The sequence below is a fragment of the Amycolatopsis sp. NPDC058340 genome, from assembly GCF_042723975.1.
Classification (GTDB): Bacteria; Actinomycetota; Actinomycetes; order Mycobacteriales; family Pseudonocardiaceae; genus Amycolatopsis.
This window is the reverse complement of sequence record NZ_JBHXIB010000027.1, coordinates 13,644-34,529: the sequence shown is the minus strand read 5'-3', so window position 1 is coordinate 34,529 and position 20,886 is coordinate 13,644. Positions and strand designations below refer to the sequence as shown.

Annotated in this window: 25 protein-coding genes and 2 tRNA genes; 11 read left to right on the top strand and 16 right to left on the bottom strand. The window is 69.0% G+C overall.

What is annotated here, in order from left to right; translation table 11 throughout:
* Positions 1–7 precede the first annotated feature (7 nt).
* Entirely contained in the window at positions 8–586 is a 579-nt protein-coding gene (locus ACFWIW_RS26275; protein WP_378370890.1) for a TetR/AcrR family transcriptional regulator, read from the bottom strand.
* Positions 587–669: 83 nt separating this feature from the next.
* On the opposite strand from ACFWIW_RS26275, the gene ACFWIW_RS26270 reads away from it, so the two are divergent.
* Positions 670–1,557 carry an SDR family oxidoreductase gene (locus ACFWIW_RS26270; protein WP_378370889.1) on the top strand — a complete coding sequence of 296 codons (888 nt, stop codon included), beginning with the start codon at positions 670–672 and terminating at the stop codon, positions 1,555–1,557.
* Here the strand turns inward: ACFWIW_RS26270 and ACFWIW_RS26265 are convergent.
* From ACFWIW_RS26265 to ACFWIW_RS26245, 5 genes are all read right to left on the bottom strand, one after another.
* Positions 1,554–2,246, bottom strand: coding sequence for a methyltransferase domain-containing protein (locus ACFWIW_RS26265; protein ID WP_378370888.1), 693 nt, complete (start codon positions 2,244–2,246; stop codon positions 1,554–1,556). The two genes, ACFWIW_RS26270 and ACFWIW_RS26265, sit on opposite strands and share 4 nt — an antisense overlap.
* A gap of 23 nt (positions 2,247–2,269) precedes the next feature.
* Positions 2,270–2,345: transfer RNA gene (locus tag ACFWIW_RS26260), tRNA-Leu, on the bottom strand.
* 5 nt (positions 2,346–2,350) lie between these two features.
* Positions 2,351–2,424, bottom strand: a tRNA-Leu gene (locus ACFWIW_RS26255).
* A gap of 322 nt (positions 2,425–2,746) precedes the next feature.
* A complete protein-coding gene (locus ACFWIW_RS26250; protein ID WP_378370954.1) occupies positions 2,747–3,493 on the bottom strand; it encodes a dienelactone hydrolase family protein in 747 nt (248 codons plus the stop codon).
* Between the two features lie 43 nt (positions 3,494–3,536).
* On the bottom strand, positions 3,537–4,310 hold the full coding sequence (locus tag ACFWIW_RS26245) for an MBL fold metallo-hydrolase (RefSeq protein WP_378370887.1): 774 nt from the start codon (positions 4,308–4,310) through the stop codon (positions 3,537–3,539).
* Between the two features lie 90 nt (positions 4,311–4,400).
* On the opposite strand from ACFWIW_RS26245, the gene ACFWIW_RS26240 reads away from it, so the two are divergent.
* Positions 4,401–5,021, top strand: coding sequence for a CGNR zinc finger domain-containing protein (locus tag ACFWIW_RS26240; RefSeq protein ID WP_378370886.1), 621 nt, complete (start codon positions 4,401–4,403; stop codon positions 5,019–5,021).
* Here ACFWIW_RS26240 and ACFWIW_RS26235 read toward each other — a convergent pair.
* Positions 5,012–6,145, bottom strand: coding sequence for an FAD-dependent oxidoreductase (locus ACFWIW_RS26235; RefSeq protein ID WP_378370885.1), 1,134 nt, complete (start codon positions 6,143–6,145; stop codon positions 5,012–5,014). The two genes, ACFWIW_RS26240 and ACFWIW_RS26235, sit on opposite strands and share 10 nt — an antisense overlap.
* Complete coding sequence (locus ACFWIW_RS26230; RefSeq protein WP_378370884.1) at positions 6,142–6,816, bottom strand: TetR/AcrR family transcriptional regulator; 675 nt, start codon at positions 6,814–6,816, stop codon at positions 6,142–6,144. The genes ACFWIW_RS26235 and ACFWIW_RS26230 overlap by 4 nt, the downstream gene beginning before the upstream one ends.
* 235 nt (positions 6,817–7,051) lie before the next feature.
* Between ACFWIW_RS26230 and rox the strand changes: the two genes are divergently transcribed.
* Both rox and ACFWIW_RS26220 read left to right on the top strand, forming a co-directional pair.
* Positions 7,052–8,479, top strand: coding sequence for a rifampin monooxygenase (rox, locus tag ACFWIW_RS26225; protein ID WP_378370883.1), 1,428 nt, complete (start codon positions 7,052–7,054; stop codon positions 8,477–8,479).
* A gap of 68 nt (positions 8,480–8,547) precedes the next feature.
* Positions 8,548–8,937 carry a VOC family protein gene (locus tag ACFWIW_RS26220; RefSeq protein ID WP_378370882.1) on the top strand — a complete coding sequence of 130 codons (390 nt, stop codon included), beginning with the start codon at positions 8,548–8,550 and terminating at the stop codon, positions 8,935–8,937.
* A 26-nt stretch (positions 8,938–8,963) separates the two neighbouring features.
* Here ACFWIW_RS26220 and ACFWIW_RS26215 read toward each other — a convergent pair whose 3' ends face one another.
* Positions 8,964–9,410 carry an Lrp/AsnC family transcriptional regulator gene (locus tag ACFWIW_RS26215; RefSeq protein WP_378370881.1) on the bottom strand — a complete coding sequence of 149 codons (447 nt, stop codon included), beginning with the start codon at positions 9,408–9,410 and terminating at the stop codon, positions 8,964–8,966.
* Between the two features lie 92 nt (positions 9,411–9,502).
* Here ACFWIW_RS26215 and ACFWIW_RS26210 point away from each other — a divergent pair, with 92 nt between their 5' ends.
* Both ACFWIW_RS26210 and ACFWIW_RS26205 read left to right on the top strand, forming a co-directional pair.
* The gene (locus ACFWIW_RS26210) at positions 9,503–10,372 is read left to right on the top strand and encodes an LLM class flavin-dependent oxidoreductase (protein WP_378370880.1); all 870 of its coding nucleotides are present in this window, start codon (positions 9,503–9,505) and stop codon (positions 10,370–10,372) included.
* Complete coding sequence (locus ACFWIW_RS26205; protein WP_378370879.1) at positions 10,369–10,794, top strand: nucleoside deaminase; 426 nt, start codon at positions 10,369–10,371, stop codon at positions 10,792–10,794. Before ACFWIW_RS26210 ends, ACFWIW_RS26205 begins: the two co-directional genes overlap by 4 nt.
* Positions 10,795–10,798: 4 nt before the next feature.
* Here the strand turns inward: ACFWIW_RS26205 and ACFWIW_RS26200 are convergent, their stop codons facing one another.
* On the bottom strand, positions 10,799–10,987 hold the full coding sequence (locus ACFWIW_RS26200; protein WP_378370878.1) for a hypothetical protein: 189 nt from the start codon (positions 10,985–10,987) through the stop codon (positions 10,799–10,801).
* Between the two features lie 25 nt (positions 10,988–11,012).
* Between ACFWIW_RS26200 and ACFWIW_RS26195 the strand changes: the two genes are divergently transcribed.
* A complete protein-coding gene (locus ACFWIW_RS26195) occupies positions 11,013–11,525 on the top strand; it encodes a CGNR zinc finger domain-containing protein (protein WP_378370877.1) in 513 nt (170 codons plus the stop codon).
* Here ACFWIW_RS26195 and ACFWIW_RS26190 read toward each other — a convergent pair.
* On the bottom strand, positions 11,522–12,601 hold the full coding sequence (locus tag ACFWIW_RS26190; RefSeq protein WP_378370953.1) for a hypothetical protein: 1,080 nt from the start codon (positions 12,599–12,601) through the stop codon (positions 11,522–11,524). The two genes, ACFWIW_RS26195 and ACFWIW_RS26190, sit on opposite strands and share 4 nt — an antisense overlap.
* Positions 12,602–12,893: 292 nt before the next feature.
* Here ACFWIW_RS26190 and ACFWIW_RS26185 point away from each other — a divergent pair, with 292 nt between their 5' ends.
* Both ACFWIW_RS26185 and ACFWIW_RS26180 read left to right on the top strand, forming a co-directional pair.
* Positions 12,894–13,649, top strand: a complete 756-nt coding sequence (locus ACFWIW_RS26185; RefSeq protein WP_378370876.1) for an SDR family oxidoreductase — start codon at positions 12,894–12,896, stop codon at positions 13,647–13,649.
* A 50-nt stretch (positions 13,650–13,699) separates the two neighbouring features.
* Positions 13,700–14,575 carry a LysR family transcriptional regulator gene (locus ACFWIW_RS26180; RefSeq protein ID WP_378370875.1) on the top strand — a complete coding sequence of 292 codons (876 nt, stop codon included), beginning with the start codon at positions 13,700–13,702 and terminating at the stop codon, positions 14,573–14,575.
* Here ACFWIW_RS26180 and ACFWIW_RS26175 read toward each other — a convergent pair.
* Positions 14,572–15,036: a MarR family winged helix-turn-helix transcriptional regulator gene (locus ACFWIW_RS26175; RefSeq protein WP_378370874.1), complete on the bottom strand. Its 465-nt coding sequence runs from the start codon at positions 15,034–15,036 to the stop codon at positions 14,572–14,574. The two genes, ACFWIW_RS26180 and ACFWIW_RS26175, sit on opposite strands and share 4 nt — an antisense overlap.
* A 95-nt stretch (positions 15,037–15,131) precedes the next feature.
* Between ACFWIW_RS26175 and ACFWIW_RS26170 the strand changes: the two genes are divergently transcribed.
* Positions 15,132–16,214, top strand: coding sequence for an epoxide hydrolase family protein (locus ACFWIW_RS26170; protein ID WP_378370873.1), 1,083 nt, complete (start codon positions 15,132–15,134; stop codon positions 16,212–16,214).
* A 609-nt stretch (positions 16,215–16,823) separates the two neighbouring features.
* Here ACFWIW_RS26170 and ACFWIW_RS26165 read toward each other — a convergent pair.
* Genes ACFWIW_RS26165 through ACFWIW_RS26155 form a run of 3 tightly spaced genes read right to left on the bottom strand, consistent with a single transcriptional unit; the run spans position 16,824 to position 19,491 of the window.
* Positions 16,824–17,486: a response regulator gene (locus tag ACFWIW_RS26165; protein ID WP_378370872.1), complete on the bottom strand. Its 663-nt coding sequence runs from the start codon at positions 17,484–17,486 to the stop codon at positions 16,824–16,826.
* The gene (locus tag ACFWIW_RS26160) at positions 17,483–18,724 is read right to left on the bottom strand and encodes a histidine kinase (protein WP_378370871.1); all 1,242 of its coding nucleotides are present in this window, start codon (positions 18,722–18,724) and stop codon (positions 17,483–17,485) included. The genes ACFWIW_RS26165 and ACFWIW_RS26160 overlap by 4 nt, the downstream gene beginning before the upstream one ends.
* Before the next feature lie 41 nt (positions 18,725–18,765).
* On the bottom strand, positions 18,766–19,491 hold the full coding sequence (locus ACFWIW_RS26155; protein WP_378370870.1) for a TetR family transcriptional regulator: 726 nt from the start codon (positions 19,489–19,491) through the stop codon (positions 18,766–18,768).
* An 88-nt stretch (positions 19,492–19,579) separates the two neighbouring features.
* Between ACFWIW_RS26155 and ACFWIW_RS26150 the strand changes: the two genes are divergently transcribed.
* Positions 19,580–20,035, top strand: a complete 456-nt coding sequence (locus ACFWIW_RS26150) for a glycogen operon protein GlgX (protein WP_378370869.1) — start codon at positions 19,580–19,582, stop codon at positions 20,033–20,035.
* A 10-nt stretch (positions 20,036–20,045) separates the two neighbouring features.
* Here the strand turns inward: ACFWIW_RS26150 and ACFWIW_RS26145 are convergent, their stop codons facing one another.
* On the bottom strand, positions 20,046–20,774 hold the full coding sequence (locus ACFWIW_RS26145) for a VanZ family protein (protein ID WP_378370868.1): 729 nt from the start codon (positions 20,772–20,774) through the stop codon (positions 20,046–20,048).
* Between the last annotated feature and the right edge of the window lie 112 nt (positions 20,775–20,886).

Here is a 20,886-nt window from a genome sequence, read left to right as displayed (position 1 = left end):
TGGTTCGTCAGCCGAGAGACGCGCTCGCAGCACGCAGTTCGTCGAGCGCCTTGAGCAGATAGGTGGCGAACTCGTCCTCGGGAGCACGGTCGCCTTCGGACCATTCCGCGTATCCCCGTTTGAAGGCGAGGACGCCGAGTTCGCTGGCGAGTGCGGCGGTCGGATCGGGCACGCCGCGGGCGACGAGGGCGGTGGTCATGGCGGCCGCGAGACTGACACTCTTCAGGGCGTCTCGTTCCTGAAGCTCGGCGCTCGCGGCGACTGCGGCCTTCAATCGCGGGGCGATCTCCCGGCTCATCGGGCCCATCGCGGTCGACGCGCGGACGAGGCCGGCGGCGACCGCCTCGAGCGGGCTGGCGTCGGCGGGTGCCTCGGCGATCCCTTCGGCCAGTAGCCGGCTCAGCGTTTCCTGTCCGGCGACCAGCAGTTCGCGTTTGTCGGGGAAGTGCCGGAAGAAGGTGCTCTTGGTGACGCCAGCACGCTCGGCGATCTGCACGACCGTCGTGGCGTCGTAGCCCTGCTCGGTGAACAGATCGACGGCAGCCACGACGAGGCGTTCACGCGCGTCCGGTTCCCATCGGCCCATGGATCCATTCTAGTGACGGGACTCTTGTCCCGTCACGCTGGTACAGTGATGAGACAAGAGTCCCATCACTTACGGGAGAGTCCATGCACGTCTTCGTCACCGGCGGCACCGGCCTGATCGGGTCCGCCGTGGTCGCCGAACTACTCGGCAACGGTCACACCGTCCTCGCACTCGCTCGCTCCGAGGCCTCGGTTCAGGCCGTTTCGCGTGCCGGCGCCGAGCCGATCCGGGGCGGCCTGGCCGATCTCGACGTCCTGCGGACCGCCGCCGCCCAGGCCGACGGCGTGATCCATCTGGCCTTCGCCAATGACTTCAGCAGCCCCGAAGCCCTGGCGAACGCGGTCGCCGAGGAAAGCGCCGCCCTCGCCACCCTCGGTGAGGCACTCGTCGGCACCGGCCGTCCCTTCGTGACCTGTTCAGGAACACCCGCCACGCCGGGACGCGCCTCCACCGAGATCGACCCGATTCCGACCGAGGGGCCGGTTGGTGGCCGCGGTCGCACGGTCACTGGTGTCCTGGAGCTGGCTTCACGCGGAGTCCGGAGCTCGGCCGTCCGCCTGCCGAGGACGGTCCACAACGAAGGCACGGGCGGGTTCGCCGGCATGCTCACCGGGATCGCGCGACAGAGCGGAAAGTCCGGCTACCCGGGTGACGGCACCCAGCGCTGGCCCGCCGTGCACGCCCTCGACGCCGCGGTCCTCTTCAGGCTCGCGCTGGAGAAGGCCGAAGCCGGGACCGCCTGGCACGCCGTGGCTGACGAGGGCGACCAGGTGCGCGACATCGCGGCGGTCATCGGCAGGCGTCTGGGTCTGCCCGTCGAGTCCGTGCCGGTGGAGACCTACGGCCCCCTCGGTGCCATCTTCGCCGCCGACCAGCCCTCGTCCAGCGCCCTCACTCGCCAAACGCTCGGCTGGACTCCCCGGCACCTGAGCCTGCTGAAGGACCTGGAGAACATCCAGCCATCCGGCTAGACGGCCTCCAGGACGAAGAACAGGAAACTCAGGAAGGCGGTCTTGCCCGCGAGCTCTTCCGGGAAGCGCTCCCGCGCACCCGGCGCCGGGTGCGGCTCGCTGACGACGGCCGTCCGGAAACCCGCCGCAGTGAAGGCGTCGGTCATCGCGTGCAGTGGCCGATGCCAGTACGTCAGCACGGCTTTCTGGCCGCCGAAGGTGTACTCCTCCGACCACTTGACGGTCTGGAAGTAGTCGCCCTCGGGGTGGACCAGCTTGAAGATGATCGGGTGGTTGACGGCCATGATCAGCCTGCCGCCGGGTTTCAGCACGCGCCGGATCTCGACCAGCGGCCCTGTCCAGTCTTCCAGGTAGTGCAGGACGAGGGCGGCGATGACGTCGTCGAAAGCAGCGTCGGGGTAGGGCAGCGGTTCGCCGATGTCGGCGATCCGCAGTGCCGCGTCGTCGCCGAGACGTTTCCGGGCCAGCTCCAGCATTTTGGCGCTGGAGTCGAAGCCGGTCACGATGGCGCCCCGATCGCGCAGTGCCTCGGACAGCGGACCCGCACCGCACCCGGCGTCGAGGATCCGCCTGCCGGTCACGTCTCCGGCCAGATCGAGAATCGCGGGCCGCGTGTAGTAGGCGTTGATCAGGCTGGTCTCGTTCTCGGCGGCGTATGCCTCGGCGAAGGGGTCGTAGTCGTTTTCCACCAAACCCACTATGGCAGGCGCCGTGGTACCCCTACCAGGATTCGAACCTGGACTGGACGCGTTCTGAGCGCGTTGCCTCTTCCGTTGGGCTACAGGGGCATTAGTGCGGTTCCGGGGAGTCGAACCCCGACTGTCCTGGTTCTCGACCAGGTGCCTCTGCCAGTTGGGCTAGAACCGCGAGACGAGCGAATTCCTCGCACAATAAAGAAAGCCGCCTGATCGAAGGCTCGACCGGCGGCTCCCTGATCTGACGTACTACGTCACGACGAGGAGCCTGAACTGCCCAGAAGGCTTCGATAGTCCGGTTTCGCGTTCATCGTGACCACCCTTCGCCTTCTCGGTATGCGCTCATCATCGCGAATACCGGCGGTGGGCGTCAATCGTATTATCGAGGTCCTTCAGGCAAGCAATGACGTTGCGAAAGCCACATTCGCAACGTTCATCGTTGCGAAAGTGGCTTTCGCAACCTGCCACCTTGCCGTACTGGTCCCGCACGCGGCTCAAGATTTCAGGGTGCTCCCGAGGAGCGTGAGCAGCCGCTCCCAGTGGCGTCGCGAACCGGCGGAATCGAATGCTTCGGTGTCGGACATCGTGAAGCCGTGGACGGTGCCGGGGTAGATCTCGCAGCCGTACTCGACTCCGGCGGCGTCGAACGCCTGGCTGATCTCGGTGATCGCCTCGGGTGTCATGTCGCCCTCGGCGAGGCCGAGGTGGACTTTCGCGGTGAGGCGCGGGATCTGCCGATGCGGGCTGTCGGGTTGATCGGTGACGAGGGCGCCGGGGTGGAATCCGGCGATGGCGGCGACCCGATCCGGATGGGCCGTCGCGGTGCGCATCGCGAGGACGGCGCCCATGCAGTAGCCGATCGTGGCGACCGGTCCGGCGCCGACCTCGGGCCGGGCGGTGAGGAAGTCCAGGTAGGCGCCGGCGTCGCTCAGGGCGCGTTCGGCGGTGTACGCCTCGATGAGCGGCATGATCTGGCCGAACAGTTCGGGGCGGTGTTCGGCGGTGATGTGCTCGGGAAGGTCGAACACCGGTGCCGGGCGGTGCCGGTAGAAGATGTTGGGAACCAGGACGTAGTAGCCGTGATCGGCCAGTTCGCGGGCCATGTCCCACAGGACGGGGCGTGGCCCGAAGGCATCCGGGTACAGGAGGACACCAGGATGCGTTCCGCCCTCTCCGGGGTAGGCGGCGAAGGCGTCGGACTGGCCGTCGGGCGTCGGAATGCTCAGTGTGGTGGAGGAAATGGCGGTGCTCGCTTTCTCGTCGACGTACCTCGAACGTAGACGATCAAGCTCGGCTCAGCCGCAACCGATCGGCCAGCCCGGCCGAGGTGAACGCGGCCACCAGCTCGTCGCGGCCTTCGGTGAAGTGGTTCCAGCTGTCGATGTGCACCGGGACGACCGTGCGAGCGCCGAGGATCCGCGTCGCTTCGGCGGCCAGTGCGCTGTCAAGGACGAGCAGGGCACCGTCGAAGACCGGCTTCAGGCGCGGGGCGCCGGCGAAGAGCACCGCGGTGTCGATCGGCCCGAATCGATCCGCGACTCGGCGCACGACGTCAAGTGAGGCGTTGTCGCCGCTGACGTAGACCGTCGGCAGGCCGGCTCCGGTCAGCACGAAGCCGACGACGTCGCCGGTGACCTTCTCCGAGCCCTCCGGCCCGTGGAGCGCGGGCGCGCCGGTCACGGTCACGACTCCCCCGCCCGGCCGGTCGAGTTCGACCGTCTCCCAGGTCTCCAGTCCTTTCGCGGTGCCGCCGAGCCGTCCCGCGCCGCTGGGCGTGGTGAGCGTCAAAGGCAAGTCCGCCAACAGTTTCCGGCCCGAGTGGTCGAGGTTGTCGGGATGCTCGTCGTGGGAGAGCAGGACGGCGTCGACACGGCCGAGGTCCGCCGGGCTCACCGAAGGCGGCGCGGTCTTGGTGAGGCCGGGTCTCCCGTCGGGCCGTTCGTAGTGGCCGGGCTCGTCGAAGGTCGGGTCGGTCAGGAACCGCACTCCGCCGTACTCGATCAGGGCGGTAGGCCCGCCGAAGACCTGGACGGAAAGCTGATCGCTGATCTTGTCCATCATCCACCTCACGGATAGGTATTGTTCTTTCCGTGAGCGACACTAGCGAGTTCTCACGGAAGACCGCAACTAATTCCGTGAGGATTTCTCATGGATGAACTCGGCGTCTACCATGAGAACGTGGACGACACCGCTGCCCTTCCTCCCGCCCCGGGCGCCGAGCAGTACGTCGCGCTGGCGCTCGCCAACACCACGATCGCGCTGCCTGGCGGCCAGTTCGTCGATTTGCTCGGCACTCCGGCGGCCGCGACGGACTGGCTCGCCGAACAGGGGCTCGCCCCGGTCGACGCCGGTCTGCAGGAGATGTGCGCGGGCCTCGTGCGCTCGCTGCGTGAGCAGGTGCGGGTGCTGCTCGCGTCACGCTCCTGCTCGGATCCGGCGCCGCAGAGCGCCCTCAACGCCGTCAACGAGGCGCTGAGCAAGGCGCCCACCGCCGAGCTCCTGCGCTGGGATCCGGCCCGGGGGCTGTACCGCACCGCGTCGCATCCGATCACCCAGATCGTCGAGCACGCGCTGGCGACCCTCGCCGCCAACGCCGCGGACCTGGTGACCGGGCCGGACGCGGAGCGGATCGCGGCCTGCGGTTCCCCGCCGTGCACTCGGTTCTTCCTGCGCAACGGGCGGCGTCAGTGGTGTTCCGTGCGCTGTGGCGACCGGGCCCGTGCCGCCCGCGCCTACGCCAGGCGCTCCCAGCCTGCCGGTCAGCGGTAGGCCGCGAACTGGTCCAGCAAGGGCTTCGGGGAGTCTTCGGCGAAGCAGAGGGCGAGGTTTTCGGCGGATTCCGCCGCTGAGGCCTCACTGCGCGGGAACAGTTCCGTCTCGTAGGCCTTGAGCGCGGCTTCGACGTCGCCGGGATGCGCGGCGAGGGCGAGGCCGAGCTCGGCGCCGTCGAGCATCGCGAGGTTGGCCCCCTCGCCGGCGAACGGCGACATCAGGTGGGCGGCGTCCCCGAGGAGGGTGACGCCGGGGACACGGTCCCAGCGGTGACCGATGGGCAGCGCGTGGATCGGCCGTGGGGTCAGTTCGCCGTCGGCGTCGGTGATCAGCGCGCGCAGGCCGGCGTCCCAGCCGTCGAAGTGGTCCAGCATGGCGGCTTTCGCCACAGGGATGTCGCTGAAGTCGATGGTGGAGATCCAGTCCTCGGCGGTTTTCAGCGCGATGTAGACGTGGAGGCTGCCTGAAGTGTCGAGATGCCCCAGAAGCCCTTTGCTCCCACCAAGTGCGAAGAACATGCCGTCTCCGGTGAGCGCGGCGCTCGCGGGGTGGCGATTCGCGGCATCGTGCAGGTGCACTTCGACGAAGGAGATGCCTTCGTAGGCAGGCAGGGCACGAGAGACCAGGGGTCGGACCTTGGACCACGCGCCGTCGGCACCGATCAGCAGGTCCGTGGTGAACGACGTGCCGTCGGCCAGCGTCACCTCGTGCCCGCCGTCGGCGAGCGGGCGCGCGCCGACGGTTTTGGCGCCCCAGCGCACGGTGCCCTCCGGCAGGGAATCGAGCAGCAGCTCGCGCAGGTCGCCTCGGGCGACTTCGGGGCGGCCGCCGTCACCGTCGTCGGTCTCGTCGAGGTGCACGACCGCGTGCCGGTCGAGGACGCGCATGGCCTCCCCGCCGGGGTGCACCAGCGTGCGGAACTCGTCGTGGAGACCGGCCGCCTTCAGTGCCGCCTGCCCGGATTCGACGTGGATGTCGAGCATGCCGCCCTGCGTCCGGGTGGACGGCGACGCGTCGAGGTCGAAGACCGCGGCTTCGATGCCGTTGACGTGCAGGACGCGGGCCAGGGTGAGTCCGCCGAGGCCGGCGCCGATGATCGCGATGGGGTGATGTGTGGTCATGTCGGGTTCCTTTCCGGCGGCAGGCCGGTCTGCGTGATTCCGGTGATCAGCACCTGCAATCCCCACGACATCCGCTGCGCCGGCTGCCCGGTGAGCAGGTCGGCCGCGTGGGCGGCGATCTGGGGGTGGGTCGTCTCGTCGGCGTCCCGCACGGCACGCGCCAGTGCGTCCCAGTCGTCCGGCGATGTCTGCTCGGCGTGCTCGGCCGCGGTCGACGTAGCGTGCTGCAGGAGGATGTCGATCCCCCAGGCACGCCGCTCGGCAGGCACCCCGCCCTCGGCGAGCAGGGCGAGCAGGTTCTCGACGAGGCCGAGGTAGTTCTCGCCGCTCGGGCGGGCCACCAGTGCCGACAGGGCGAGACCGGGGTACTCCAGCAACGTCGCGGTGTAGGCCGTGAGCAGCCGTTCGAGCCGGTCGCGCCAGCCGCCTTCGGCCGGCGGCGGGGCGATGGTGCCGAGGAGTTCGTCGAGGATCGCCGCGTGCAGTTCCGCGGTGTTGCGGACGTAGACGTAGAGCGAGGCCGCGCCGGTGTCGAGTTCCTGCGCGAGCCGGCGCATCGTGAGCTTCCGCAAACCTTCTTCGCGCAGGATCGCGACCGCGGCGGCGACGATGCCGTCGCGGGTCAGCGCGGGTTTGGCCGGTCGCTCCCGGCGGCTCTTCTCTGGTGCCATGCCTCCACTGTAACGAACATGTTCGTTACGAACAAGTTCGTCACAGGTCACAGGGATGCGATGCGGCCTCTAATGGGGGTTTGTCCGTCCACTGCGGACTGAAACGACAACGGCAGAGAGATCGACTCTCCCTGCCACTTCTAACGTATAACGCACCTGGGGGCTTGCGGCAAGACCCCGGTCATGCCGCAGAATCCCCCGCCGGACAACACGAGCTCGACAATCGGGGGAACTCTTGATCGACGTGATCATCGCCGGCGGCGGACCGACCGGCATGATGCTTGGCGCCGAACTGCGGCTGCACGGCGTCCAGGTGGTCGTCCTGGAAAAGGATCTGGAACAGTCCAAGGTCGTCCGCTCGATGGGCCTGCACGCGCGCAGTATCGAGGTGATGGACCAGCGCGGTCTGCTGGAGCGCTTCCTCGAACACGGCAAGAAGTACCCGGTCGGCGGCTCCTTCGCGGGCATCGTCAAACCGGCGCCGACGCTGGACAGCGCGCACGCCTACATCCTCGGCATTCCCCAGACCGTCACCGACCGGCTGCTGATCGACCACGCCGCCGAGGTCGGCGTCGACATCCGGCGCGGCCGCGAAGTGGTCGGGCTGGCCCAGGACGAGGACGGCGTGGACGTCGAGCTGGCCGACGGGACGACGCTGCGCTCGCGCTACCTCGTCGGCTGCGACGGCGGCCGCAGCGCGGTGCGCAAGCTCCTCGGGATCGATTTCCCCGGCGAGCCCGCCACCGCCGAGACGCTGCTGGGCGAGATGGAATTGACCGAGGACTGGGAAACGGTGCTCGCCGTGATGACCGAGGTCCGCAAGACCCAGCTCCGGTTCGGCCTCTCCCCCATCGGCGACGGGGTGTACCGGGTCGGTGTACCCGCCGAAGGCCTGGCCGAGGACCCGCGGATCCCGCCGACCTTCGACGAGATCAAACGACAGCTCAAAGCGGTCGCCGGAAGCGACTTCGGCGTGCATTCGCCGCGCTGGCTCTCCCGCTTCGGCGACGCCACGCGGCTGGCCGAGCGCTACCGGGCCGGACGCGCGTTCCTGGCGGGCGACGCGGCGCACATCCACCCACCGGTCGGCGGGCAGGGGCTCAACCTCGGCGTCCAGGACGCCTTCAACCTCGGCTGGAAACTCGCGGGCGCGGTCAACGGCTGGGCACCGGACGACCTGCTGGACACCTACCACACCGAACGGCATCCGGTGGCCGCCGCGGTCTTGGACAACACCCGCGCGCAGATGCAGCTGATGTCGCTCGATCCGGGCTCGCAGGCGGTGCGGCGGCTGCTGGCGGAACTGATGGACTTCGAGGACGTCAGCCGGTTCCTGACCGAGAAGATCACCGCGACCGCGATCCGCTACGACTTCGGCGAAGGGCACGAGCTGCTCGGCCGGCGGATGCGCGACCTGGAACTCAAGCGGGGCCATCTCTACGGGCTGACCCGCGGTGGCCGCGGCCTGCTGCTCGATCAGACCGGCTCCCTCACCGTGCGGGGGTGGGCGGACCGGGTCGACCACGTCGTCGACGTCAGCGAAGAACTGGAGGTACCGGCGGTATTGCTGCGGCCGGACGGTCACGTGGCGTGGGCGGGTGAGGATCAGGACGGGCTGGTCGAAGCGTTGCGCCGGTGGTTCGGAGAGGGCGAAGTCCTCTAGCGCGCCAGGTCCGGCGGCTATTGGCTGGTGGCGTTCCGTATCCGACGCCACGACAGGAGTTGATGACCATGGCCGGACGGGTCGTGCATTTCGAGATTCCGTTCGAGGACGGCGAGCGCGCACGTGGTTTCTACCGGGAGGTCTTCGGCTGGAAGGCCGACACGATGCCCGGGATGGACTACACGCTGGTCGCTTCGGGGCCGACCGCCGAGACCGGCATGCCCTCGGAGCCGGGGTACATCAACGGCGGCATGCTGGCGAAGGAGTTCAGCCCCGCGTCGGGCCCGGTGATCGTGCTCGACGTCGACAGCGTCGACGACACGCTCGCGGTCATCGAGAAGCAGGGTGGTTCGACGCTCGTCGGCCGGACGGCGGTCGGCGACATGGGTTTCTCCGCCTACTTCAAGGACCCCGAAGGCAACGTCATGGGGCTCTGGGAGAACGCGGGCCAGGGGTGATCCCCGAGGGCCCGTGACCGGCGTGGTCACGGGCCCTGCGGCCCCCGGTACGGCAACGTCTGGTTGTAGACGATGTTGGTGTTCGTGCTCCCGAACAGCGCGAGCTCGTCGACGATCTCCTCCAGCCGTCCCATCGACGGGGCCGCGATCTTCAGCGAATAGCAGTCGTCACCGGTGGTGCGGAGGCATTCGAGGATCTCGGCCCGTTCGGCGAGGAGCTTGTGCAACGGCGCGTGTTTGCTGCCCGGGTACTTCAACCGCACCACCGCGAGCACCGCGTACCCGGCCTTCTCCAGGTCGACCTCGGCGCGATAGCCGGTGATCACCCCGGCCGACTCCAGCCGCTTGACCCGTTCCGTCGTCGCCGACGCGCTCAAGCTGACCCGCTTCCCCAGTTCGGTGAGCGGGAGGCGGCCGTCCTTTTGGAGCTCGGTCAGGATCGCCCAGTCCGTCGCGTCGAGAGTCTCGGCCATCCGGTGAGAATACCGGCAGATCCACGGCCGGGACCGTCATACGCCGGGAAAGATCCCTTCCCGGGTTTCCGCCTCGTCGATAGCCTTGACCTGTGCGAATAGGTGTCAACGTCCCGAACTTCGGACCGGGGACCGACCCCGGGATCCTCCGCGGCTGGGCCACCACGGTCGAAGGTCTCGGCTACGACCTGCTCATGGTGTCCGACCACGTCGCCATCACCCCCGACGTCGCCGAGCAGTACCCGGCGCCGTTCTACGAACCGTTCACGACGCTGTCGTGGCTCGCCGGCGTGACGGACCGGATCCGGCTGGGCACCACCGTGCTCATCGTCCCGTACCGGCATCCACTGCTGATCGCCCGCATGGCCGCGAATCTGAACCAGCTCAGCGGCGGACGGCTCGTGCTCGGCGTCGCGTCCGGCTGGGCCCGGCAGGAGTTCGAAGCGCTCGACGTCCCGTTCGAGAAACGGGGACGCCTGACCGACGACCACCTCGACGCCGTCCGGAAGGCCTGGGCCGACGACGCCGACTACCGCGCCGGTGACATCCCGATCTGGGTCGGCGGCAACAGTGACGCCGGGATCCGCCGCGCCGTCCGGGTCGGGGACGCCTGGCATCCGCTCCGGGCCACCCTCCCCTGGCTCACCGAAGCGCTCACCAGGGTCAAGACCATCGCCGACGCGCACGACCGGCCGGCTCCCGCGTTCGCGCCGCGGATCCTGCTGAACGTCACCGAACGCCCGGTCACCGCATCCGGCCGCGCCGCCGGGGAAGGCACGATCGAGCAGATCGTCGACGACCTCGACCGGCTTCGCCACCTCGGCGCCGAGACGGTCGTACTCGACCCGTTCTCCGGCGATCCCGACGAGACACTCCGCCCGGAAGCCGCCTGGCAGGCACTGGCGACCGTGGCGGCGCACTGGGAACTGGGCCGCTACCGAACCGAACAGGACCGACCATGACCGACGAAGACGAGAAGTTCCTCCGCCGCGCCATCGAGCTGGCCGCGAAGTCCCGCGAGGACGGTGATCCGCCCTTCGGCTCACTGCTCGTCGGCCCCGACGGGACAGTGCTGGCCGAGGACCACAACACCACGGTGTCGCAATCGGACATCAGCCTGCACCCGGAGCTGAAGCTCGCCGTTTGGGCCGCACGCGAACTCGAACCCGCCGTCGCCGCGGCGACCACGATGTACACCAGCTGCCAGCCGTGCGGGATGTGCCAGGGCGCGATCGAACGCTCCGGCTTGGGACGGGTCGTGTTCGCCCTTTCCGGCGAACAGGTCACCGCGCTCAAGCCGCCGGCCACCGCACCGCCGGTTCGCCTGCAGGGTCCGGCGTTGTACGACGAGGCCCGCGTCCCCGTCGAGGGCTACTACACCTGAGCCTTCAGAGCGTCACGGACCCCAGCTGGGACTTCGTCGCCCCGATCACCACGCCGTCCACCCGCGCGAGCCAGCTCCCGCACAGACACCGGACGTACTCCAGCCTCCCCTGGGACACCCGCTGGGACTTCGTCGCGCTTCCAGGCAGTTCGGCCAGCGGCCAGCCGCACCGCGGGCACTCGTTCGCTTCCATGCCCCGATCGTGCTGTAATGAGTCAATGCACTTCAACCCTTACGGCGGGGCCGCGGCGCAGATCGCCGCCGAACTGGTCAACCTCGGCGACGCCGCCGACCCGGCCACGCTGACCGCGATCTTCCGCGACCGCATGACCGTCGAAGCCGTGAAGGACCACGAATCGACCGAGATCATCGCCTGGACCAAGCGGCTCCGGCGCGTCTTCGAAGCCGACCCGGCCGCCCGCGTCGACCTGGTCAACGGGCTTCTCCACGACTCCGCGTCCAAGCCCTACATCTCCACCCACGACGGCAAGGCACCCCATTTGCATTACGTCGACGCGCAGGCGGGCACTGTGCCGCGGGTCCGGGCCTACACCGCGGGCGGGCTCGCGCACCTCGTCTGCGACGCCCCGGACCGCTTCGGCGTCTGCTCACGCGAGGGCTGCGAAACGGTCTACGTCGACGTCTCTCGCAACGGTCGTCGCCGGTTCTGCTCGACCCGCTGCGCGACCAGGGTCCACGTCGCCGACCACCGGAACCGGCAAGCGAGCTAGATCGCGTACCGCCACGCCGTCAGGGCATGCGCCGAGAACCACGCGCCCAGCACCACCCACGCCACCGCGGCCGCCACCGCGGTCACCGTCCGCCGCTTCGACAACCCGATCGCGATCGGCACCAGTACCGGGAAGGCGGGCAGGATGAACCGGATCTTCGCGTCCGGCAGCCCCCGCGTGCCGATGGCCAGCAAGAGCACCCCGGCTCCGTAGAGCGTCAACGGCCACGGCACCCGGATGAACGCCGCCACCAGCGCCAGCGCCACCGCACCCAGCAGCAGCAACACCGTCAGCGTGCTGAACACCGACTCGTCCCCGGTCAACCGCGCCAGCACCGAATCCGCGGTTTCCGCACCGAAGTCGAACTCGGTGTTCCAGCCCCGCAACTCGATGTCCTGCCAGCCCGTCAAACTCCCTGTCCGGTAGGCGACGAACCCCAGGTACCCGGCCACTCCCAACGGTGCGATCGCCGCCCCCGCGAGCGCCCACCAGCGTTTCTCGCCACGACGGAAGACCTCGATCAACGCCGCCACGACGACCACCGCGACCAGCACCACGGCCGTCGACCTCGACAAGCCGGCCGCGAAGGCGCACAAGCCGGCCAGCATCCAGCGCCGTTCCAGCACACCCACCAGCGCCCACACGGCGAACGCGCAGAACACCGCCTCGGTGTAAGCCATCGAGAAGACGATCGCCATCGGCGCCCCGGCCCACAACGCCACCAGCAGCAACCCGGTCCGGTCGCCCCGATCCGGTGACACCGCCCGCCCGATCCGGACCAGCCCGCACGCCAGCACCAGACCGGCCAGCACCGACACCGTCAGCGCCGCCGTCACGACATCGGGCCCGAGCCACATCACCGCGCCGACGAGCTTCGGATACAACGGGAAGAACGCCATCGGCGCGTCCGAATACGGCTGCCGCGCCGCGTCCAGCGTCCCCGGCAGATCCGCGTACCCGTGCACAGCCAGCCGCAGATACCACTGCCCGTCCCACGCGGTCAGCCGGTCGGTCAGCGTCGCACCGCGCCGGGCGGCCAGCAGATCGAGCAACTGGACGCTCGCCGTGCGGATCACGAGATACAACAGGATCGCCCTGGGATAAGCCGACCGAGCCAGTCTGTCGAGGACTCTCTCGAACACACGCGCCGGACGCCCGTGACGGGGCGCCTCCTCTGGGGCCGCGGGCTGATCAAGGTCGTCGACTTCTCGGAGCACGATCAGAGTGTCCACAATACGAGGTCATCTCGCCGTTCGATCCCGAAGATTCCCAGCTCCGCGCAGGTGGGGAAGCCCACAAGCCGGGCTTGTGACCGCACCTCGATCTTGTGTTTCCCATGCCCCGCCCCGGGCTCCTACGTTCGAAGTCATGAGCGAACAGAACCTGAACGGAACAGTGGCGGTCATCGCCGGCGGCGCGAAGAACCTCGGCGGGCTCCTGTCGACCACCCTCGGCGAAGCCGGTGCCAAGGTCGTCGTCCACTACCACGGCGATGCCTCCGCGGCCGACGCCGAGAAGACCGTCGAGGCCGTCCGCGGCGCCGGCTCCGAAGCCGTCGCCGTCCAAGGCGACCTGACGAAGGTCGCCGACGTCCGCCGCCTCTTCGACACGGCAGTCGACACCTTCGGCGGCGCCGACATCGCGGTCAACACCACCGGCACGGTCCTGCGCAAGCCGATCCTCGAAACCACCGAAGAGGACTACGACCGCATGTTCGCGGTCAACGCGAAGGCCGCCTACTTCTTCATCCAGGAAGCCGGACGGCGCCTCTCCGACAACGGCAAGATCATCAGCCTCGGCACCTCACTGCTGGCGGCCTTCACCGACGGCTACTCCACCTACGCCGGCGGCAAAGCCCCGCTGGAGCACTTCACGAGGGCGGCGGCCAAGGAGTTCGCCGACCGCGGCATCTCGGTCAACGTCGTCGCACCCGGCCCGATGGACACCCCGTTCTTCTACCCGCAGGAAACCCCCGAGCGGGTCGAATTCCACAAGTCACAAGCCAAGGGCGGACGGCTGACGAAGATCGAGGACATCGTGCCGATCCTCCGCTTCCTGGTCACCGACGGCGGCTGGTTCACCGGCCAGACGATGTTCCCGAACGGCGGCTACACCACGCGCTGACCCTTACCCTGGCCAAGACGCCGTAGACCGGACACGAAGGGGAGCCCCGGGTGGGTCTGGACCTGTACAAGCTGAACCACCTCATCGCCGTCGCCGAAGAAGGCAGCTTCACCCGCGCGGCGGCCCGGCTGCACCTGAGCCAGCAGGCACTCTCGACCTCGGTGCGCACGCTCGAGCGGGAGGTCGGCGTCCCCCTGCTCGAGCGAAGCGCCACCGGGGTCACCGTGCTCCCCGCGGGGCAGGCGCTGATCGCCGACGCCCGCCTCCTGCACGGTATCGCCGACTCCGCCGTCCAGCGCGCCCGCCGCATCGGCCGGAGCGAACCGGAACGGCTCCGCGTCGGCCACACCCCCGCCGTCACCGGCGACGAGGTCACCGCCCTGCTGCGCAAACACCAGACCGACCCCGACCTCGTCATCGACGTCAACCAGCGCTACCCCGACGAACTCGTCGCGCAACTGCTCGGCGGGCAGCTGGATCTCGGCCTCGGCCGTGCGCTGACCCTCGCGCACGGCCTGGTCGGGACCACGCTGATCCGGCAGCGGCTCAACGTCGCCGTCGCCGCCGGTCACCGGCTCGCCGGCCGCGAGGACCTCGGGTTGAGCGACCTCGACGGCGAGGAGATCACCGTCTGGGGACATCCCGGCCGGTCCGGGTACACCGATCTGCTCGTCAACCTCTGCCGCGACGCGGGATTCGAACCGCGCGTCCGCCGCAACCCCATCCAGGGAACGCCGCCGGTCACCGCAGTCCTCGACACCGAAGGGGTCGCCTTCGTGACCGCGCCACCCGGACCGGCCGCGGGCGGGGCCGTCGTCGTCCGGGAACTGCACCCGGCCGTGCACGTACCCCTGCAGGCCCTTTGGCCACAGCACAGCACTTCCGACGCCCGTCAGGCGTTCTTGGCTTCCGCCCAGGGGTTCTAAGCCTCGCCGCTTCGCCGGTCGTGGTGCTCCAGCAGCTTCGAAAGCAGAGCGGTGAACCGCTTCCGCTCGTCGGAAGACAGCGGTGCCAGTAGTTCGTCCTGGCGTTCGGCCAGCTGCTTCTCCAGCCGCCGCAGCTGGCGCTTGCCCGCCGTGGTCAGCGAGACGACGTTGCGCCGCCGATCGGCCGGATCGGGGGCACGCTCGACCAGTTCACGCTCGGCGAGCTCGTTGATCGTCGCGACCATCTCGCTCACGTGGATACCGCTCAAGCGGCCCAGCGTCGCCTGGCTGGCGGGCCCGAACTCGTCCAGCGTCGCCAGCACGCGGTAGTGGTAGCCGCGGGCGTCGACCGCGGAGAAACCGTCGGTGACCAGGCGATGCGCGTGGTTCGCGGTCTGCGTGAGCAACCAGCTCGGCAGCTTTCGCCAGCCGCCACGCGGCTCCTGTGCGGGGTCGTCCATGTGATGAGTCTAACGAATCGTTGGGCGCCCGAACGATTGCGGTATCGTTGGGCCACCAAACGTTTAGAGACCCAATGATTCGAGGAGATCGCGCCGTGATCAAGCCCTTCCGCATCGACATCCCCCAGGCCGACCTCGACGACCTCGCCGACCGGCTGGCCCGCACCCGCTGGCCCAACGAGGTCGCCGACGCGGGCTCGGACTACGGATTCCCGCTCGCGAGGCTCAGAGAGCTCGCCGAATACTGGCGAACCGGCTACGACTGGCGTGCCCACGAAGCCGAACTCAACAAGCTGCCGCATTTCACCACCGAGATCGACGGCCAGAACATCCACTTCGTGCACGTCCGCTCGGCGAACCCGGACGCACTCGCCCTGGTGCTCACCCACGGATGGCCCGGCTCGTTCTTGGAGTTCCTGGACGTGATCGAGCCGCTGTCACGCGACTTCCACCTCGTGATCCCCTCGATCCCGGGCTACGGCTTCTCGGGGCCGACCCGTGAACGCGGCTGGAGCGTCGAACGGATCGCACGGGCCTGGGCCGAGCTGATGCGCCGCCTCGGCTACGAGCGCTACGGCGCCCAAGGCGGCGACTTCGGCTCAGGCATCTCGACGGCACTCGGCGCGGTGGCGCCGGAACACGTCGTCGGCGTGCACGTGAATTACCTGCCGACCAGGCCGGACCCCGACGCCGGCCTCGAACTGTCCGAAGAGGACGAAGCGCGCCTTGAGAAGGTGAAGCAGCTCATGGCGAATCGTCCGCCGTATCAGGCCTTGCAGGCAGCCACCCCGCAGACCATCGGCTACGCGTTGACCGACTCGCCGGTCGGCCAGCTGGCGTGGATCGCCGAGCGTTTCGCGCAGTGGACGGACCCGCGCACGCGGGTCGGCGACGACCGCATGCTCACCGACATCTCGCTGTACTGGCTGACCGCCACCGCGGCTTCGTCCGCGCGGCTGCACCACGACGCCGGCAAGGTGAACGCCCCCTGCCGCGTGCCGGTCGGCGTGGCCGTGCTGCCGTATGACATCACGCGGTCGGTGCGTCCACTCGCCGAGCGGTTGTTCGACGTCAGGCACTGGTCGGAGTTCGATCGTGGCGGCCACTTCGCCGCCATGGAGGTTCCGGACTTGCTCGCCGCGGACGTCCGGGACTTCTTCCTCGGCCTCGCCGGGTAGTCGCCGGGGTCGTGAGTGGCCCACCAGGCCACCGCCGCCTTTGCCCCTGGCGGTCCTTGAAGGCCCCCTTCACGGCATCTAGCGCAAGGGTCCCGGCAAAGGCGTATTGCCGCCGGCCTGTGCGTCACCGTCATGAGGCACAGAAGCGTTCTCAGGAGCGGACTCGTGACTGCCCATAAGGGACACGAGTCGGGGCCCAAGTGCCCGATTCAGGCGTTTTGCGCGTCTTGACTAGGGGGTCGTGAGTGTTTTTGGTCGTTCTAACCCTCATTGTCACTCACGACCCCCCGCAGAGAATCGTACATGCACACATAGGACATTCGGTCGCCCGGAGCTGTCCCTTGTGGACACTCGATACCCATGTCCGCCCTGTCGACGCTCGGAACCAGGCCTGCGCTATCTCGACTTCGCCGAGACCCTGGCGTCTAGCGCAGTGAAGGAGCCTTCACGCTTCTGCCCTCTGTCCAGGAGGGCGAGTCCGACGGCCTCCACGATGTTCCAGTCACGTTCGGCGCCTCCTCCGCTCGGCACCACGGCGACCATCCATCCGCTGAGCAGCAGCGAGCAGCCTGCCGCACGATCGTCGCCCTGGCGCTGGAGCCCCCGATATCAGGGCGTGTTCCCCGGCACCACGAGCCCCGCCTCGTAGGCGACCATGACCGCTTGCGCGCGGTCACGGACGCCGAGTTTGGCGAAAACCCTGCTGACATGGGATTTCGCCGTCTGCTCCGCGATCACCAGCGCTTCGGCGATCTCCGCGTTGGAAAGGCCGCGCGCGACCAGCCTGAGCACTTCGGTCTCCCGCGCGGTCAGGTCGGCCACGAGGGAGCGGCCCGCATGCGCCGGGGCGTGGGTGCGGGTGAACTCGCCGATCAGCCGCCTGGTGATCGTCGGCGCGAAGAGCGCGTTGCCCGCGGACACCACCCGGACGGCGGTGACCAGGTCGTCCAGCGGCGAGTCCTTCAGGAGGAAACCGCTGGCGCCCGCCCGCAGCCCGCCGAACACGTACTCGTCGATGTCGAAGGTGGTGAGGATCAGCACGCGGACCTCCGGCAGGCCCGCCACGATCCGCCGGGTCGCCTCGAGGCCGTCGAGATCCGGCATGCGGACGTCCATCAGCACGACATCCGGTTCGAGTTCGGTGCACAGCGCGACGGCGGCGTTCCCGTCCGCGGCCTCCCCGACCACCCGGATGTCGTGCTGCGCGTCGAGCACCGCGCGGAAACTCTGCCGGACCATGGTCTGGTCGTCGGCGATGACCACCGAGATCACGGTTCCAGGCGCCCCTCACGATCGAGTGGAACGGTCAAGGCGACGCGGAAACCGCCGTCCGCGCGCTCCCCTGTTTCAAGATCGGCCGCGAGCATAGCGGCCCGCTCCCGCATCCCCACCAGACCGTGCCCGCTTCGCGGCCGCTCCGTCCTCTTCGGACCGTCGCCGGGGCCGTTGTCGATGCGCAGCCGCACCGCCCCCGGGCCGGCCGTCAGCTCGACGGAGATCGCCGCTCCGGGCGCGTGCTGGATCGCGTTGCTGAGGGCCTCCTGCACGATCCGGAACACCGACAACGCGACCCCGACCGGAACGGTGTCGAGGTCGCCGCGCAGATCGAGCTCACAAGCGGTGCCTGCGGCCTTGACCCCTTCGACGAGTTCGACCACCTTGCCCAATCCCGGCTGCGGAGCGACCGACGGCGCGTGTTCCTCGGACCGGAGCACCCCGAGCAGCCTGCGCAGCTCGGTGAGGCCCTCGCGGGCGGTCCCGGCGAGGTCGGCGAACTCCCGCCAGATTTCGGCTTCCCGATCGGCCTTGCCGTGATCCGCGAACCGGAACCGCGCCGAGTCGGCACGCAGGGCGAGTACGGACATGTGGTGCGCGACCACGTCGTGCAGCTCCCGCGCGATTCCCGCGCGTTCCTCCAGCAGAGCCGCGCGGGTCTCCTCGGCGAGCCTGCGTTCCTGTTGCGCCGCACGTTCTTCTTCGGCGAGCTTGCGCTGGCGCACCGTGTTGCCGAGGAAGTAGAGGATCCCGCCCAGCAGCACGAGCAACGCCGCGTCACGCCAGTCATCGAGGAACGGGGCGGCGGCGCCGAACGAGATCAGCCCCGCCCAGGCGAGTTGCGGCTGATCGTTGCTCTCTCCCACCAGGTAGAAGACGAGTGCCGCGGTGAGCGCGAAGCCCGGCGCCCATGGCCAGCCCCACGATCCGGCGATACCGGGCAGGGTCGGCGGAGTGCTGACGATGCCGACGATCAGGAGGCGCCATCCCCACAGCGGCGAGCGCACCGCCAGCAGGCACGGCAGCACGGAGATGAGGACGTTGAACGTCTTCACGGGCGCCGGTACCGAAACCGTCGAGAACGTGACGAAACCCGCCCACAGCGCACAACCGACGATCGAGAGGGCGCGCAGCCAGCGCAACCCCGCCGAACGCTTTGGCGGGGTATCCGTTCCGGCGTAGGCCGTGTACCGCAGGGCGGCCACCCACAGCCGCAGGCGCTGTCGGTCGATCATCAGGTCCGACCTTACCGATGGCACTGAGTGCCAGATACGACCTACGACTCGGTCAAGGCGGCGTTGACCTTGGCGATGACGGCGTGCAAGGGCGTCGCGGTGGTCATCACGGCCACCACCGTCGTTTCGTCCGCGGGCTCTTCGACCCTGAACGCGTCGATCACCAGCGCGAAGGCCTCCGCCGCGCTGGCGGCGATGTCGTCCTGGCCGCCACTGCGCAGCCAGCGCCGCAGCACATGGTTGTTGGCGGCCGCGATCGCCGCGGCGGCCACCGCCGCCCTCAGGCTCGCCGTCTCGTCACCCTGCTCGGTGAACCGCGCCCGCAGGTAACGGGCGAGCACGCGCTGATAGCGGTCGACGGTGGCGACTTCCTTGTCCCGCAAGGAAGGAACCGTTCGTGTCAGGGTGAACCGCTTGAGCGACACGTCGAGTTCCGCGGCGTAGGAGTCGAGGACCAGGCCGACGGCGGCACAAGCCACCTCCACCGGGTCGCGATCCGGGTCCGCGGCGGCGAAGGTCTCCTCCATCTCGGCCACGATCTCGTCGTGGTTGGCGAAGAGCACGTCGTCCTTGGCGTCGAAGTACCGGAAGAAGGTCCGGCGGCCCACCCCCGCGGCCGCCGCGATCTCGTCCACCGTGGTGGCCTCGTACCCCTTGGCCACGAACAGGTCCACGGCCGCCGCGGCGAGCGCACGGCGCAGTTTGCGCCTCCCCGCGGGGGTGGCGCCGGCTCGGGTCACCGGCGCTCGGCGCGGCGAATCGGTCATAGCGGGACGGTAGCAGCCACTTGCTAGTGGCACTGAGTGCCGTTAGGCTGTGCCGAGTCCCCCACTCCCCGTTCGGAAGGCGCCGACGATGTCGCTGGACCACCAAGTGCTTCCGGTCGAGTCACGCTCGATCCGCCCCCGCGGCGACGCCTTCTACGGCCGTCTCTTCGGCTGGTCGCTGAAATGGCGGGGCCCGCAGCCGTTCCTGGTGCTGGAAGGCGGGATCTGCGCGGTGACCCTGCCGAAGATCAACGGCGCCCAGGTCCTCGCCCGGCTCGCCGACACCGGTTGCGGAGGTCCCGCCATGGCGGTGCTGACCCAGCAGGGTCCGCGCGTGGCCATCCTCGCGGAGACCGACGGCCTGATCCCTCCTCGGATCTCCCTGCCGCAGCACGTCGAAGTACTCGCTTGGGGCACACTGCTCCCCTTGCCCGCCGACTCCGGGCGCGCCGAGGCCCACGCGGAATGGCTCTCGGCGCCGGATCCCCGGCAGCGCTGGCTTCCCAGCCTGGACGCGGTGCTCGCCGCCGTCCGGCCGAGGTAGCGCTCGCGGGTCACGCCGCCACCGACGCCTGCGCGGAAACGAGGAGGGCGCCACCGTCCGATTCGGACAGGGTGATCTCGAGGGTCGCGCCTTCGGCCAACGGTGGCAGGTCGCTCAAGGTCACGCGGCCGATCAGCCGTTGGCCGCGACGGGCGTGCACCACTCCGGAACGCCGGACCTCGATCCCCGATCGGTGCCACACGCGGACACTGGCCGCGGTCGCCGTCCGGGCACGCCACCGGCTTCCGCACCAGGCCGCGAGCGCGGCTCCCGCCGTGTTGCACAGGACGTCGTCCAGCGAACCCACGCGGCCGGCGTCCTGCCAGACCTGAAGGCATTCGATCGACACGGACACCAGGAACGCCCACAGGACGATCCGTGACACGGGTTTCGCCCAGCCGAAGCGCACCGGCAGCAGGATCGCGAGCGGTGTCAGCAGGAAGACGTTGCCGGCCAACTGGAACACGGCGAATTCCGGGCGGTCGCTGAAGACGGGCTGGATGTCCGCCAGCAGGTGAAGATTCACCGACGAACCGCCTGCCGCCGTGGGCGAAGGTACGAAAACGACCAGAAGTACCGCGAGAAGCGCTGCCAGCAAAGCGAAATCCAGGGCGACCACGAACAGGCCGCGCCGTTTTCCGCTCAGCCGCGCGATGAATTCGGCGACGCCCGCACCGGTCGCGGCGACGAGCAGCGACCACGGTGCGGCGTCGAAGAACGCCTGCCACCACCATCCCATGCACGCCCCTTTCGCCGATGATCGTCTTCGGCGAGGGTGGCAGCATCGTGAAGGTCAGACAAGAACCACGGCTATTGTCGGTGAATTACTACCATACGCGTTGATACTTCAC

Coding starts and splice junctions, on each gene's coding strand:
- ACFWIW_RS26275 (WP_378370890.1), bottom strand. CDS start 586: ATGGGCCGATGGGAACCGGACGCGCGTGAACGCCTCGTCGTGGCTGCC.
- ACFWIW_RS26270 (WP_378370889.1), top strand. CDS start 670: ATGCACGTCTTCGTCACCGGCGGCACCGGCCTGATCGGGTCCGCCGTG.
- ACFWIW_RS26245 (WP_378370887.1), bottom strand. CDS start 4,310: ATGGACAAGATCAGCGATCAGCTTTCCGTCCAGGTCTTCGGCGGGCCT.
- ACFWIW_RS26240 (WP_378370886.1), top strand. CDS start 4,401: ATGGATGAACTCGGCGTCTACCATGAGAACGTGGACGACACCGCTGCC.
- ACFWIW_RS26235 (WP_378370885.1), bottom strand. CDS start 6,145: ATGACCACACATCACCCCATCGCGATCATCGGCGCCGGCCTCGGCGGA.
- ACFWIW_RS26230 (WP_378370884.1), bottom strand. CDS start 6,816: ATGGCACCAGAGAAGAGCCGCCGGGAGCGACCGGCCAAACCCGCGCTG.
- ACFWIW_RS26220 (WP_378370882.1), top strand. CDS start 8,548: ATGGCCGGACGGGTCGTGCATTTCGAGATTCCGTTCGAGGACGGCGAG.
- ACFWIW_RS26215 (WP_378370881.1), bottom strand. CDS start 9,410: ATGGCCGAGACTCTCGACGCGACGGACTGGGCGATCCTGACCGAGCTC.
- ACFWIW_RS26205 (WP_378370879.1), top strand. CDS start 10,369: ATGACCGACGAAGACGAGAAGTTCCTCCGCCGCGCCATCGAGCTGGCC.
- ACFWIW_RS26200 (WP_378370878.1), bottom strand. CDS start 10,987: ATGGAAGCGAACGAGTGCCCGCGGTGCGGCTGGCCGCTGGCCGAACTG.
- ACFWIW_RS26195 (WP_378370877.1), top strand. CDS start 11,013: ATGCACTTCAACCCTTACGGCGGGGCCGCGGCGCAGATCGCCGCCGAA.
- ACFWIW_RS26185 (WP_378370876.1), top strand. CDS start 12,894: ATGAGCGAACAGAACCTGAACGGAACAGTGGCGGTCATCGCCGGCGGC.
- ACFWIW_RS26175 (WP_378370874.1), bottom strand. CDS start 15,036: ATGGACGACCCCGCACAGGAGCCGCGTGGCGGCTGGCGAAAGCTGCCG.
- ACFWIW_RS26160 (WP_378370871.1), bottom strand. CDS start 18,724: ATGATCGACCGACAGCGCCTGCGGCTGTGGGTGGCCGCCCTGCGGTAC.
- ACFWIW_RS26155 (WP_378370870.1), bottom strand. CDS start 19,491: ATGACCGATTCGCCGCGCCGAGCGCCGGTGACCCGAGCCGGCGCCACC.
- ACFWIW_RS26150 (WP_378370869.1), top strand. CDS start 19,580: ATGTCGCTGGACCACCAAGTGCTTCCGGTCGAGTCACGCTCGATCCGC.
- ACFWIW_RS26145 (WP_378370868.1), bottom strand. CDS start 20,774: ATGGGATGGTGGTGGCAGGCGTTCTTCGACGCCGCACCGTGGTCGCTG.